Below are 12,983 nucleotides of genomic sequence, written 5' to 3' on the forward strand. Positions count from 1 at the left end.
GAGGAGGGGTGATCCGATGCACCGGGTCGAACACGTCATGAGCTTCCCCGTCTCGCTCCGGGTCGACGACGAGGACGTTCCGGAGTCGGCCGGCGACGCGGTTTTCGCGTGGCTGCGCGAGGTCGACGCCCGGTTCAGCCCGTTCAGGCCGGACAGCGAGGTGTCCCGCTACGACCGGGGCGAGCTGGAGTCCCACGAGCTCAGCGACGACCTCGTCGAGGTCCTCGACCTGTGCGAGCACTACCGGATCGCGACGGGCGGCGCCTTCGACGCATGGCTGCCCGGCCGCCGCCTCGACCCCTGCGCGGTGGTCAAGGGCTGGTCGGTGCAGCGGGCGGCAGAGCTGCTGAAGGCGGCCGGCGCGAGGCGGTTCGTCCTGAACGCCGGCGGTGACGTGGTCGCCGCCGGCGGGCCCTGGCGGGTCGGCATACGACATCCCGAACACGCCGACAAGCTGTGCACCGTCCTCGAACTCACCGACGGGGCGGTCGCGACCTCCGCGCGCTACGAACGCGGCGACCACATCATCGACGGCCGCACCGGCCTCCCGGCGACCGGGCTGCTCAGCCTGACCGTCGTGGCCGCCACCCTGACGGAGGCGGACTCGGTCGCGACGGCGGCCTTCGCCATGGGCGTGAAGGGCATCGAGTGGGCCGCCTCGCTGCCGGGCTGCGAGGTGTTCGCCGTGGACGCCGGTGGGCATGTGCTGCGGACGGAGGGGTTTGCGGTCGCCGGCAAGACGGCGGCGGTTGCGTGACCGACCGGTAGCCCGGGGGCGGAGCGGGCGGCGGCTGCCCGGCCGCCTCGGAGGCTTTCCGGGCGGCGGGCCTTCCCCGCGCCGCGGCGGCGGACTCGTCCCGCGGGCCCTGCCCGTCGCCCCCGTGAAGGGGCACGACCCGAAGCCCCCGGGTAGGGCGGCGATCGAGCCAGCAGCGTGCACAAGCCCCCTCTGGGGAAACCCGGGGATGGCCAAGCTGGCGGGCGGGCCCTGCTGGGACGGCGCCGTGATCGGCACGGCGACCGCACATCAGGAACTGCCCATGTCCCCCATCGTTCCCTCGCCGCCCGCACCTGGTCCAGCTCGGCTTCGACCGCATCCCGGCGGTGGAGGCCGCAGACGACGTCCAGGCCGCGCGGCTCGCGCCCGAGGTGCGGCGGCAGCCGGGGCATCGTCCGTCAGGCTGTGTCGTCCTGCCGGCGCCGACGGCCCGGAGTGGGGATCTCTGCGCTCACTGCGGCAGGTTGGCCTCGTCCGCCTTGCGGAAGATATCTCCACACGTGGGAGAGGGCACCGACTCGCGGGCAGCGAGGACGGTCAGCGTATGGCGCACTTCCGTGCTCAGCCGAGGGAGCTGGAGACTGGTCTGGCCGCCCTTATAGGCGTACAGGCGGAAGACTTTGACCGCGATTTCGTCGCGGTCGGCGGCGAAGGCGTCTGGGAGCCCGGCGAGTAGTTCGAAGTCTTGCCTGCCGGTCGCCGCGTCGGCCACGGCGCTGAGGGGCAGGGTCTCGAACTCTGATGCGGACAAGGAAGTGTCCACCGCGACAGCGTGGGCGGCCAAGGCCGCGAAGACCTCAATGAGTCGTTCCCCCACCGCCACGTCGATGCCCCAGGAGTGCAGCCGCTCTCGGCGGCGATCCTGACGCCATGGCTCCTGGTCCAGCAGTGGCAGCAGGACGCGCCCCAGGTACGCGCAGCGACGCCACGGCATGTCGTGGTCCGAGGCCATGTTTTCGATCCTCTCTGCAGCAGTTGGAGGGCCTGCACCGTCCGCTGCGAAACCCCCAGAACAGCACTTCGCCGAGGCGTTCGGGGTGCCGGTGGAGCGCACCCCGCTCGTGGTGTGGCGGTCCGAGCGCTTCCAAAAGTGGTACGCCACCCGCTGGGCAGCGCGTTGTCGGCTGCTTGACGTGCGCGTGGAGTGGTACGAGCGGGCCGCGGCCCCGGACGGAGGTCCGGCCTGGCTGCTGACCGTCATCATTCGCGCCGACGACGGGGCCGCCCCGTCCGTGTGCTGTCTGCTGTCTGCTGTCTGCTGTCTGCTGTCTGCTCAGGGGCAGGGCATGCTCATGTAGAGCGCTTGCTCTCCCTCGGATGGGGTGCCGTCGTAGAGGGCGGTGTCCAGCCCGCAGAAGGCGAAGCCCATCCGCCGGTACGCATGGATCGCCGGCACGTTGACGTTGGTGACCTCCAGCCAGAGGTGCCCGGCACCCCGCTCGCGGCCGAACTCCACCGCGAGCCCCATCAGCGCGCGGCCGACCCCCCTGCCCCGGTGCTCCGGAGCGATCTCGATGTCCTCGATGGTCAGCCGACGGTTCCAGCCGGAGTACGAAACGGCGACGAACCCGGCCAGGTCACCGGCGGCCCCGTGGGCGACGAAGGTGCGGCAATCCCCGTCCTCCTCGCACCTGTCCTCCCCGTCGTACTCGTCCTCCGGGAACACTTTGGTCAGGGGCGGGTCCACCACAGCCTCCCGCAGGGCGAACCCGTCGTCGGTCACGGTCACCTGGAAGACCGTGCCGGTGGTGAAGGAGCCGTCCAGGGCCTCGATGGGCTCGGCGTCCTCGGGGACGGCGGTGCGGTACCGGTAAGCGGTGCTGTCAACGGTGGTCACGGCACGACGCTAAGACCGCTCGGACCACGACAGGGCTGCTTTCGGCCGACCACGCCTGCTCGGCCGCCACCAGCAGACCACCGCCCGGCCCTCACTGATCGTCACCGGCCCCGCCGCGGCCGGGAAAACGACCGCCCTCCTCGAAGTCGGGCGCACCTGCCACCTCGCCCACACCCGCAAACACGCCGCCCCGCCCGGACGCACCCACCAACAGGTGCCGGTCGCGTACCTGCTGGTACCGCCCGGCGCCACCGCGAAAACCCTCGCCACCGAATTCGCCCGCTACCTCGGCATCCCCGTCACCACCCGCATGCCCCAGGCCCAGATCACCAGTGCCGTCTGCCACACCTGCACCGCCACCGGCGCCGAAGCCGTCGACCTCCTCAAAGACCTCACCAAACGCATCAAAGCGACCTTCGTCTACACCGGCATCGACGTAGCCGCCACGCCCCTGTTCGCCGGAGTCCGCGGCGCCCAACTCGCCGGCCGCGCCAGCCTCATCACCTACGGCCCCTCTTCGCCCGCCACGGCGCCCGCCGGCCCTTCACCGACCTCATCCGACATGGAAGCCGCCCTCGACCTGAGCCAGCGCACACCCGGCCCACTCCCCGCCACGCCTCCTACCTCCACCAGTGCACCGCCGGCCACATCGGCAGCCTCGCCCGCCTCATCCGCCAAGCCGCCATCACCGCCATCTGCGACGGCACCGCCCCCGCACCCGCCAACCGGCTGGAACCGCATGGGTGACAGCGATAACCCCGGAATCACCACCGCATCCTCCTCCGGTGACCACTACACAGCGCTACCGCCGATTACGGACCGGAGCTGTTGGTGCTGGACAGACCCGCCGCCGAACCGGGGCCGGGTTCGCAGGTGGGCAGGACCGGCGTCGGCACCGGGGCTGCGGGGGGAGAACAGTGGGCCGCGCGATGCGCTGCCGGGAAGCGCTGCCGGGAGGTCGGGACTGGTCAGGGGCGATAGCCTCACAGGGGGCAAATGTCCGGCGGGTTCTTGGCCGGGCCGCAGCAGAACGGATCGCGGATGGCCGACGCGACAGGAATCCCAGGGAGTCTGCCGACGCCCTTCACCAGCTTCGTGGGTCGGCGTACGGAGGTGGCCGGGGTCCGGAGTCTGCTGGGGGCGTCGCGGCTGGTGACGTTGACCGGTGCGGGCGGGGTGGGCAAGACCCGGCTGGCGCTGGAGGTGGCCGCCGGGTCGGGCAGGGCGTTTCCGGGCGGGGTGCGGCTGGTGGATCTGGCGCCGGTGCGCGAGTCGTCGGCGGTGCCGGGCGTGGTGGCGGATGCGCTGGGGGTGGCGGACGTAGGCACCCGGCCGGTTGTGGAGCTGCTGGTTGCGCACCTGTCCGGACGGCGGGTGCTGGTCGTTCTGGACAACTGCGAGCACCTGGTGGACGCGTGCGCGCTGCTGGTGCAGCGGCTGCTGTCCGTCGCGCCCGAGCTGCGGATCCTGGCCACCAGCTGGGAGACGCTCCGTGTGACGGGTGAGCACGTGTTCGCGGTTGCGCCCCTGCCGCAGGCGGACGCGCGTCCGCGATGCGCGGCCGTCGGCAGGTGCGGGCTACCCCGCCGCAGGCGCAGCCGGCCTCAGGCGCGACGACGCGGCGTACGGATCGCAGCATCGCCACCCGAGCCGGTGGAATACGGCGCCGCCGTCGACCGCTGTCTCGCTGCGGCCGATCTCGGCAGCGCCTCCCGCCGCGTCTACCGCAACTCGCTGCACGGGCGGCCTGGCCGCTGGTCGACCGCCGGGCTCCGACCGGTCATGAGCGCACGGGCTCACATCCGCCCGTCGTTCCTCTTGCCCTGCTCAAGGCCGGACCACTACACACCCGGCGACCGGCCTGACAGCGTCAACGCCGTGTCCTGGACCGGCACATAGCCCCTCTGGTGCTTCCACGGCTGCGAGGGTGACTGCCTCTGACCCGGATCGGGCGGATCAGGCCGGTCCCCTGATGTCGCAGCGGCAGGCGCCCTTCCCTGCCCTTCACCCCCAACCAGGGGTTCTCGCCCTGCCACCGGGCCACCGGATCAACGCGTGCGGATCCAGACGGTCTTCTCTCTGGTCCACTGCGCGAAGGCGTCGGTGGACTTCTCCGCGCCACCGAACCCCGACTGCTTCCAGCCGCCGAAGGGGGTGGTGAGGTCGCCCTCGCTGTACGCGTTGACGGAGACCACCCCGGCTTCGATACCCCGGGCGAGCCGGAGCGCGGCGTCGAGGCCGCGGGTCCACACCGAGGCGGCGAGCCCGTATTCGGTGGCGTTCGCCAACCGCACCGCCTCGTCCTCCGAGGTGAAGGTCTGGACGGTGACGACAGGACCGAACAGCTCCTTGGTCAGCACGTCGCTGCCCGCCGGGGCCCGGCTGATCACGGTGGGCGGATAGTAGGCACCGCGCGACGGCAGCCCGTGCGGCAGCCCGCCGGTGTGGAGGTGAGCTCCGGCGGAGCGGGCCGCGTCCACCGCCGCCGCGACCCGGTCGAAGGCAGCACGGCTGATGAGCGGCCCCACCTGGGTGCGTGCATCGGCGGGATCGCCGACGGTGAGGTTCTTCGCGGCGGCCGTGAACCGGTCGAGCACCTCCTCGGCGATGCTGTGGTGGACCAGGACGCGGGAGCCGGCGGTGCAGTTCTGCCCCATGGTCAGGAACGCGGCCTCGATCATGTTGTCGATGAGCTCGTCGCCGTACTCGAGCGCGTCCGCCATCAGGACCTGGGGGCTCTTGCCGCCCATCTCCAGCGAGACCCGCTTGAAGTTGGTCTCCGCCGCGGCGGCCAGGATGCGGCGTCCGGTGGCAGTGGATCCGGTGAACGACAGAGCGCGCACGAGCGGGTTGCGGGCAAGCGCCGTACCGGTGACCGTGCCGTGGCCGGGCAGCACGGTGAGCACGCCGTCCGGCAGGCCTGCCTCGGCCGCCAGTGCGGCCAGGTGCAGGGTGGAGCGCGGGGTGGCCTCGGCGGGCTTGAGCAGCAGGGAGTTGCCCGCGGCGAGCGCGGGCCCGACCTTCCAGGCGGCCATCGCCAGCGGGTAGTTCCAGGGCAGGATCGCGGCTGCCACCCCGACCGGTTCCCGGCTCACCAGGCCCAGGCTCTCGTGACCGGTGGGGGCGACGCGGCCGAAGACCTTGTCAGCCGCCTCCGCGAACCAGCGCATCGACTCGATCGCCCCGGGCACGTCGCCGGTACGGCACTCCGTGATCGGTTTGCCCGCGTCCTCGCAGTCCAGCCGGGCGAGGAATTCGGCGTCGCGCTCCATGAGGCCGGCCAGGCGCAGCAGGACAGCGGCCCGCTCCCGCGGGGACCGGCCGGCCCAGACGCCGCTTGCGAAGACCTTGTGCGCCCGCTCGGCGGCCAGCGCGACGTCCTGCTCGCTCGCGGCCGTTACGGTCGTGATCAGCTCACCCGTCGCGGGGTTGACGACGTCGAGCGTCCCCTCGGTGTCCGTGATGTCCGTCCCGCTCATGCTTCCTCCACCAGTTCCCACCGGTCGCCGCCGACCTTGCGGGCCAGTCCCCTGCGGCGCAGGTCCTCCAGATAGCGGGCCATGCCTCGCTCACCCCGCTTGCGGAACAGCGGGAAGAGCCGGGGCAGTAGATTCGGCGCCAGCATCGCGAACCGCACCAGCCGGGACTCGCCGGGTCTGACGTAGGCCTCCAGGCGGGGCCTGTCCAGCAGGCTCAGGACCGCCCTGACGACATCGGACGGCTGCTGTGGCGCGTCCTGGAACTGCATGGAGTTCCCGCCCTCGACGGCCTCCTGGCGGAGCATCCGCGTGTCGGTCGCCGACGGCAGTACCGAACCGGCCTGGATGCCTTTGCCCCGCAGATCCAGCCCGATGGCGAGCATCGCGCCCCGCAGCCCGAACTTCGAGGCGGTGTAGACGGGGGTCTCGCCCAGCGGGAAGATCCCGCCGAGGGACACGGTCGTGATCACCCTGGGGTCGCCGGAGGCCCGCAGCAGCGGGATGGCGAGCCGGGTGGTGACCAGTGGAGAGAGCAGGTTGAGATCGATCTCCCGCTCGATGCTCTCGACGCTGCGCACGTCGAACCGTTCGGAGCTGGTCATGCCCACGTTGTTCACCAGGACGTCGATACGGCCGTGGGTGGCCGCGACGCCGTCGAGCATCTGCTCCACCGCGAGGCGGTCCAGCAGGTCGCAGCCCAGGCCGGCATGCCCGCTCCCGGGGAGACCGGCAGCGGTCCGCCCCGCCCGCACCTCGTCGATGTCGACCACGACGAGGCGGGCACCGCCTGCGGCGAAGCGGTGGCACAGGGCGCTGCCGATGCCTCCGGCACCGCCGGTCACCAGGATGACCTTGTCACGGAAGTCGTACGTCATGACGCCACCGTCTCCTGTCGCACGGACGTCGCCCGAGGCGGCAGTCCCGCGGTACGCCAGCCCATCCCTCCGGCGACCTTGCCGAGGTACTTCACGAAGGCATCGCTGTGGACGTAGCCGGTGTGGCGTGGCGAGTCGACGAACGTCAGTCCGCCGGAGAGGTCCGGCCGGTCGCTGCGGATCATGCGGGCGAACCGCCCGGCGGTCGGCAGCCCGCCCCGTGTGTCCCGGATGAAGGAGGCGATCAACTGGGCCTGGCTGTCGAAGAGCTGGTAGGCACCGGAGTTGGTCTCCACGAAGCCGACGCCGAACAGGCCCTCGTGCTCGCGGGAGAAGGAGGACAGGTAGAGGTCGGGGTGCTGCTCGTCGCCGAAGTACTTCTGCGCGACGGGAACTTTGTGGACGTATCCCGTGGCAAGCAGGATCAGGTCGAAGTCGTCGCTGGCGCCGTCGGTGAAGTGCACCGTCCGGCCCGCGGTGCGCGCGATGCCGGGCCTGGCCGTGATGTCCCCGTGCTGGAGGTGGTGGATCAGCTGCGAGTTGAGGGCCGGGTGGGTCTCGAACAGCTTGTGGTCGGGCTTTTGCAGACCGAGCCTGCGAGGGTCGCCGTTGAGCACGCGCAGCAAGCCGCCGAACACCTTCTGCTGCAGCCACATCGGCAGGTGGGGTCCGCCCGCGGCGATGGTGTCCACGGGCCGGCCGAACAGGTGCTTGGGGATGAACCAGTAACCACGGCGCATGCTGATCGCCGCATGGTCGGCGGACCGCGCCGCATCGCAGGCGATGTCCAGCCCGGAGTTCCCCGCACCCACCACCAGCACCCGCTTGCCCCGCAGTTCAGCGCTGCTGCGGTAGGTGATCGTGTGGCGGATCTCGCCGGTGAAGTCGCCGGGCAGGTCGGGGACGTTGGGGTGCCACTGCGCGCCCGTACACACGACGACCTGCCGGTGTGTGCCGGCCCGGCCGTCTGCCCGGGTGACCGTCCAGGTGCCGTCCGGGTTCTTGTCCACGCTGCGGACCTCGGTGCCGAACTCGATCCGGTCCCGGAGCCCGTATGCCTCGGCGAACGACGTCAGGTAGGACAGGATCTGCCGGTGCGGCGGGTAGTCGGCGAAGTGCTCCGGCATCGGATAGCCGCCGAAGCCGGAGAGGGTCTTGCTGGAGATGAAGTGGGCCGACTCGTACATCGGGCTGCCCGGGTTGTCGATGTCCCACAGCCCGCCCGGTCCGGTGTGGCGCTCGATGTGCGTGTACGGCAGGTCCCGCTCGGCCAGCGCCCTCGCGACCGCCAGCCCTGCGGGTCCCGCACCGATCACACAGGTGTCGTACCGGTTCTCACTCACCAGTCCGCCTCCTTTCTCGGATGTCTCAGGTATTGCGGGGAACCTATGCACCGGGCGGCCGGCGGGAACTGACCCCTGCGGCCACAGAGGGGACCGCAGCGGCCAGAGACATGCCTCGACATCGAGACCGGGCAGGACGCGGTCCAGCCGGCCAGGAGCGAGCGCAGCCCCCTCGGTCGTGGTGACCGAAGGGCTGCGGGTGCCGTACGGGCCGTGTCGCGGACGGCGTCCAAGTAGGTGTCGAAGGGGAACTGGGCGGCCGTGTCGACGGCCGGCGGGGTGCGATCGCGGCGACCGCAGAGGAGGTGTACAGGCAGCTGACTGCGGATCAGGCGCGCACCACACGGCACCTGCCGGTCCGCATGGTCGAACCGGGGCACGGCACCACCTCCGACGGCGCCCGCTGACCGGGCCGAGCTCCAGAACTACCCGAATCCGGATGTGCGGTCGGTGGTGGATCGGCTCGCCCGGGCGGCCCGCCTGGTCACCACCGACGATGACGGCGTGCAGCTCGCCCACGAGGCACTGGTCACCTGCCGGCCGCGGCTCTCCGAGTGGATCGAGGAGGACCGCGAACGGCTGCGCCACCACCGCCGGCTGACCGAGGCGGCCCACGCCTGGCAGGAGGACGGCGGCGACCACGGCGCCCTGTGCCGGGGTACCGCGCTCACCCATGCCGAGAAACTCTTCCCGGACGGCGACCTGCTGACCGCGACGGAGCAGGCCTTCCTCGCTGCGGCGCTCGGCGCCCGCCCCAGTGACGCGGCGTCTCGCTCTCGGGTTTTGTCACGCCCTGGGGATGTCACCTGACAGACGCTCGACGCCGTGAAACGGCCACCGCCCCCTGACGCAGGACAGGGGTGGTGGCTGCTTTCACGAGCAGGGCGCGAGCCTCCTCTCGGCCGATGCCTGAGTGCCGGCCACCGTCATCCGGAGCAGGGGCAGCGAGGCGATGACGGTGCCGAGCGCCAGGACGAGGCCGAGCACGTCGGCTCCGGCGGCGTCGAGGACGGCTCCGACGGCCAGCGGTCCGATGCCGGTGCCCAGGGCGCCCGCGCCGCTGAGGGAGGCGACCAGACGCCCGGTCGGGTCGATGAGCGCCGCGGCGGCGAGCATCTGCACCAGGACGGCCAGTTGGCAGGCCTGCCAGAGGACGGCCGCGACGGTGAAGAGCACGGGGTCGTGGGTGAGGACCAGGACCGCCATCGCGAGGGCCTGTGCCGTGACGAAGACGGCCATCGACCGCATGCGCCCGAAGCGCCGCGCCGCCGCCGAGCTGGGTGTGGCCCAGGCGACCGTGCACTACACCTTCGGCACGAAGGAAGAGCTGTACCGGGCCGTCATGGAGCAGCTCACCCAGGACCTGGTCGCCCAGGTGGAGCGGGCCGCGCCCACGGACGCGAGCTTCGAGGACACGATCGCCACGCTCGCCGAGGCACTGTGGCACACCGTGCTCGAACAGCCCGCGTCCCATCAGCTCCTGACGGAGCTGTCCATGTTCGCGCTGCGCACGCCCCATCTCCAGGAGGCCCTGCACGCCCACCAGCGTGACATCTCGGCCGTGACGACGAAGCTGATCGGTGAGGCCGCCGAACGCACCGGCCACCGACTCGCCCAACCCGCCGAGACGATCGCGAGGTTCTTCCTCGCGGGCTTCGACGGACTGACGATGCAACACCTCTCACTGCCGGACGAGGAGGCGGAAGAGGCCTGCATGCGGGCTCTGATCGCCGCCGTCCTGGCCATGGCCTGAGGGCGCCCTCGACCGGCGGAAACGTGCAGACAGCAGGTCACCCCGCCGGGTGAGTCGCCCGGCGGGGTGCGTGGATGCTCGATGACGGTTCGGGCGCTCAGCAGGTGGAGTTGGTCTGCGTGAGCAGGCCCATCCGCCAGGGCAGCGAGTTGTAGTCACCACCCGCTTTGGGGTCCACGCCTTGGTAGACGTACTGCAGATGGCAGGGGTCGATGGGGAGGGTCTGGTCGTTGCCGGCGCGGACCATCTCGCCGTGGCTGATGTCCTCGGTCCAGGCGCCGCCGGGGAAGGTGACGTTGCTGCGGCCCGCGAAGGGTTCGTCCCACGTGTCGGCGAGGGGCGTCCAGCCGCCGGTGAGGCTGGTCGAGGTGAAGGAACGGAAGTAGCGCCGGCCCGTGGAGTTGCCGATGGCCTCCTGAAGGAGCAAGTACTGGTTGCTGCCGGCGACCTTGTACACGTTGCTGGCCTCGAACAGGTTGTTCTTGGCGTCCGACATCACCATCTGCGTGTTCCCGAAGCCGTTCGGGAAATTCGCCAGGCTGGTCTCGGCACGGTAGAGGTGGCCGTTGTCGTCGCTGAAGAACAGGTGGCAGTTTGCCGAGTCGCAGATGACCCAGAAGTCGATCCAGGTGCCGTTGCCCTTGTTCTGGGTGACGATCCGCGGCTCCTGGTCGATGAAGGTGCGCGGCGCGGACCACGACTTCGGGTCGGCGGGGTTGGTGCTGGTGGAGTAGGTGGGCGCAGGGGTCTGGTAGACCATGTACCACAGGTTCTGCGGCGCGAAGTAGAACACCTGGGGCGCGGCCCGGTAGCCCGGTCCCATCGGTGACTGGTCCAGGTACGAGTGTGGTGCCGACGCGGCCTGTGACCAGTCACTGAAGCTGAACTGCTCCAACCCGTAACCGTAGTTCGAGCCCACGGCCGAGGCGTAGACCACCCACTGGCCGTTGTTGCGGATCACCGAGAAGTCCTTGATGGCCACGGTGCTGTGCTGGGCGTCCGGCTTCGGACCGGCCAGGACGCCACTGGAGGACCACCGGAACGTCGACGGCAGCGCGCCGCCGCTGCCGCTGCCGACACGGACCAGTTGCCACTGCTGGTTGGCCCCGCCCCAGTCGGTGAACTGCACGACCTTGGCACCGTCCGCGGTCGAGGCGTTGTCCACCTCGACGGCCTTGCCGCTGTTGCGGTTGAGCAGACGGACGTAACCGTCCGACGAGTCCGCCAGCCGGAACTGCTGGTTGGCACCGTTCACGTCGCCCCACTGCGCGATGTCCGCATGATCGGCAGTCGAGTAGTTGAGCACGTCCAGCACCTTGCCGGAATGCTGCGCCTTCAACCGGTAGTAGCCACCACCCGAGTCGACGAACTGGAACCGCTGGTTGGCACCGCCGGTTTGGGGCCACTGCGTGAGACTCGCCCCATCGGCCGTGCTCGCGTTCGCCACGTCAAGTGCCTTGCCACTGCCCCGGTTGACCAGCACATACCACGCGCTCGTATCCACCGTGGCCGCCTGCGCCGTCCCGGCGGCGCCCAACCCGGTCAGGAGCGCTCGCGGACGCCCTGCGCGGCGCCGGGCTGCTGCTCGGCCCGATGACGGCGGAGGGCTCGGCGCAGCGGGCGTAGAAGTCGGCGCGTACGGCGACGAGCACGCGGAGCCGGCTGTCCGGGTCGCGGGCGGCGAGCAGCAGATCGACGAAGCGGGAACGTTCCTGCGGGTCGCGGCAGAGGGTGAAGACCTCCTCGAACTGGTCCACCACCACCCAGCTCCCCGGCTCGTCCGCGGCGGGGCTCAGCAAATGCCCGTATGTCGTCGCCGGGGTGGCTCCCGGGGTGAGGATCCGCAGCACCGCCGGGAGCCCGCGCACCACGATCTCCTCCTGCAGCCGCGGGATCAGCCCCGCCCGCAGCAAGGACGACTTCCCACTCCCCGAGGCGCCGAACAGCACCGCGAACCGGTGATCGCAGACCAGGTGCCCGACTTCGTCGATCATGCGGTCCCGGCCGAAGAACAGGTGCCGGTCGTCGGGCTCGAAACGGGCGAGGCCGCGATACGGCGCCGGCGCGTCCTCCATGTCCTCCACGGGAGCCTGGTTCGCCTCGGCCTCGGCGTCCTTCCAGCGCAGCTCCCACTCGGCCAGGTCGCCCCCGCAGGCGCGCACATAGCCTTGGACCACGGCGAGAGAGGGAAGCCGCTCGCCGGCGGCAGCCAGTGACAGAGCGGTCGCCGAGAAACCCGCCGCCTTCGCCATCGTCCGGTACGAGGGACTCCCGGCGGCCTTTCGCAGCTCACGCAGCTCGTGCGCGAGTCGCTGGACGGGACCGGCCTGTGGGTCCACCGGTCTCTCGGGACGCCCCATGACACGCACCTCCATAAACCTGACGCAGGTGTCATCGTTGACATTCAGGGCGACGATCATACGGATGCCCCGGCAACATCCAGGTTGCCTCCAGGTGGCAGACAGGTGTCCGCGGCCGGACGACCGGCGCCTCGGAGCCCCTGGCCGGAGACTGTGGAGGGCGACCGCGACACCGGCGCCTGGCAGCCCATCGGCGCACGCGGCCCGGCCCATCGGACCAAGACCGTCACCGACCGCGCCACCGGCGCCATGGTCATCCGCTCGGTGGTCGACAAACTCGAAGCCACAGCCGTGATCGCCCCGGCCGCCACCGTCCAGATCCGCCGCAAGGACCGGTCCAAGACCGGACCGACCCGGCGACGGACCACACGCCCCGCGCCCAGACGGCGCTGGGAATCCTCCCCCTCCGGGCCCTCGGGTCGGGCGGGCCGGCGTCCGAAGGGGCACGCTCACACGGACCGGAGACGGCTGCCCCGTGCAGCCCGCCGGCACCAGGGCGTGACGACGATCAGCACACCCTCCCCCAGACTTCGTACGGGGACCCCCGTCCAGCCGGCA

Annotated in this window: 13 protein-coding genes and 1 pseudogene; 5 read left to right on the forward strand and 9 right to left on the reverse strand. The window is 71.0% G+C overall.

What is annotated here, in order from left to right; all coding sequences use genetic code 11:
• The first annotated feature begins 16 nt into the window (after positions 1-16).
• Positions 17-757: an FAD:protein FMN transferase gene (locus AQI88_RS00005; protein WP_066989678.1), complete on the forward strand. Its 741-nt coding sequence runs from the start codon at positions 17-19 to the stop codon at positions 755-757.
• Positions 758-1,229: 472 nt separating this feature from the next.
• Here the strand turns inward: AQI88_RS00005 and AQI88_RS00010 are convergent, their stop codons facing one another.
• Positions 1,230-1,730: a hypothetical protein gene (locus AQI88_RS00010; RefSeq protein ID WP_066989682.1), complete on the reverse strand. Its 501-nt coding sequence runs from the start codon at positions 1,728-1,730 to the stop codon at positions 1,230-1,232.
• A 181-nt stretch (positions 1,731-1,911) separates the two neighbouring features.
• Here AQI88_RS00010 and AQI88_RS45695 point away from each other — a divergent pair, with 181 nt between their 5' ends.
• On the forward strand, positions 1,912-2,076 hold the full coding sequence (locus tag AQI88_RS45695; RefSeq protein ID WP_159050271.1) for a hypothetical protein: 165 nt from the start codon (positions 1,912-1,914) through the stop codon (positions 2,074-2,076).
• Here the strand turns inward: AQI88_RS45695 and AQI88_RS00020 are convergent.
• Positions 2,052-2,615: a GNAT family N-acetyltransferase gene (locus AQI88_RS00020; RefSeq protein ID WP_066989688.1), complete on the reverse strand. Its 564-nt coding sequence runs from the start codon at positions 2,613-2,615 to the stop codon at positions 2,052-2,054. The two genes, AQI88_RS45695 and AQI88_RS00020, sit on opposite strands and share 25 nt — an antisense overlap.
• Before the next feature lie 91 nt (positions 2,616-2,706).
• Positions 2,707-3,093, reverse strand: a complete 387-nt coding sequence (locus AQI88_RS48940) for a hypothetical protein (RefSeq protein ID WP_398697309.1) — start codon at positions 3,091-3,093, stop codon at positions 2,707-2,709.
• A gap of 563 nt (positions 3,094-3,656) precedes the next feature.
• Between AQI88_RS48940 and AQI88_RS00025 the strand changes: the two genes are divergently transcribed.
• Positions 3,657-4,514 carry an ATP-binding protein gene (locus tag AQI88_RS00025; protein WP_159050272.1) on the forward strand — a complete coding sequence of 286 codons (858 nt, stop codon included), beginning with the start codon at positions 3,657-3,659 and terminating at the stop codon, positions 4,512-4,514.
• A gap of 149 nt (positions 4,515-4,663) precedes the next feature.
• Here AQI88_RS00025 and AQI88_RS00030 read toward each other — a convergent pair whose 3' ends face one another.
• The 3 genes from AQI88_RS00030 to AQI88_RS00040 are packed head-to-tail and all read right to left on the reverse strand — an operon-like array spanning position 4,664 to position 8,312.
• Positions 4,664-6,094, reverse strand: a complete 1,431-nt coding sequence (locus tag AQI88_RS00030; protein ID WP_066989692.1) for an aldehyde dehydrogenase family protein — start codon at positions 6,092-6,094, stop codon at positions 4,664-4,666.
• Complete coding sequence (locus AQI88_RS00035) at positions 6,091-6,969, reverse strand: SDR family NAD(P)-dependent oxidoreductase (RefSeq protein WP_066989694.1); 879 nt, start codon at positions 6,967-6,969, stop codon at positions 6,091-6,093. The genes AQI88_RS00030 and AQI88_RS00035 overlap by 4 nt, the downstream gene beginning before the upstream one ends.
• Positions 6,966-8,312: a flavin-containing monooxygenase gene (locus tag AQI88_RS00040; protein WP_208615684.1), complete on the reverse strand. Its 1,347-nt coding sequence runs from the start codon at positions 8,310-8,312 to the stop codon at positions 6,966-6,968. Before AQI88_RS00040 ends, AQI88_RS00035 begins: the two co-directional genes overlap by 4 nt.
• A 450-nt stretch (positions 8,313-8,762) precedes the next feature.
• Between AQI88_RS00040 and AQI88_RS44675 the strand changes: the two genes are divergently transcribed.
• Positions 8,763-9,122: an nSTAND1 domain-containing NTPase gene (locus AQI88_RS44675; RefSeq protein ID WP_159050273.1), complete on the forward strand. Its 360-nt coding sequence runs from the start codon at positions 8,763-8,765 to the stop codon at positions 9,120-9,122.
• Between the two features lie 63 nt (positions 9,123-9,185).
• Here the strand turns inward: AQI88_RS44675 and AQI88_RS00050 are convergent, their stop codons facing one another.
• Positions 9,186-9,551: a hypothetical protein gene (locus AQI88_RS00050; protein ID WP_244183993.1), complete on the reverse strand. Its 366-nt coding sequence runs from the start codon at positions 9,549-9,551 to the stop codon at positions 9,186-9,188.
• A 7-nt stretch (positions 9,552-9,558) separates the two neighbouring features.
• Here AQI88_RS00050 and AQI88_RS00055 point away from each other — a divergent pair, with 7 nt between their 5' ends.
• A complete protein-coding gene (locus AQI88_RS00055; RefSeq protein WP_244184023.1) occupies positions 9,559-10,065 on the forward strand; it encodes a TetR/AcrR family transcriptional regulator in 507 nt (168 codons plus the stop codon).
• A gap of 97 nt (positions 10,066-10,162) precedes the next feature.
• On the opposite strand, the gene AQI88_RS00060 is transcribed toward AQI88_RS00055, so the two are convergent.
• Both AQI88_RS00060 and AQI88_RS00065 read right to left on the reverse strand, forming a co-directional pair.
• Positions 10,163-11,569: a non-reducing end alpha-L-arabinofuranosidase family hydrolase gene (locus tag AQI88_RS00060; RefSeq protein ID WP_244183994.1), complete on the reverse strand. Its 1,407-nt coding sequence runs from the start codon at positions 11,567-11,569 to the stop codon at positions 10,163-10,165.
• 103 nt (positions 11,570-11,672) lie between these two features.
• Positions 11,673-12,425 (reverse strand): annotated as a pseudogene (locus tag AQI88_RS00065) (nSTAND1 domain-containing NTPase); the annotation flags it as partial.
• Positions 12,426-12,983 lie beyond the last annotated feature (558 nt).

It is taken from the genome of Streptomyces cellostaticus (assembly GCF_001513965.1).
Classification (GTDB): Bacteria; Actinomycetota; Actinomycetes; order Streptomycetales; family Streptomycetaceae; genus Streptomyces; species Streptomyces cellostaticus.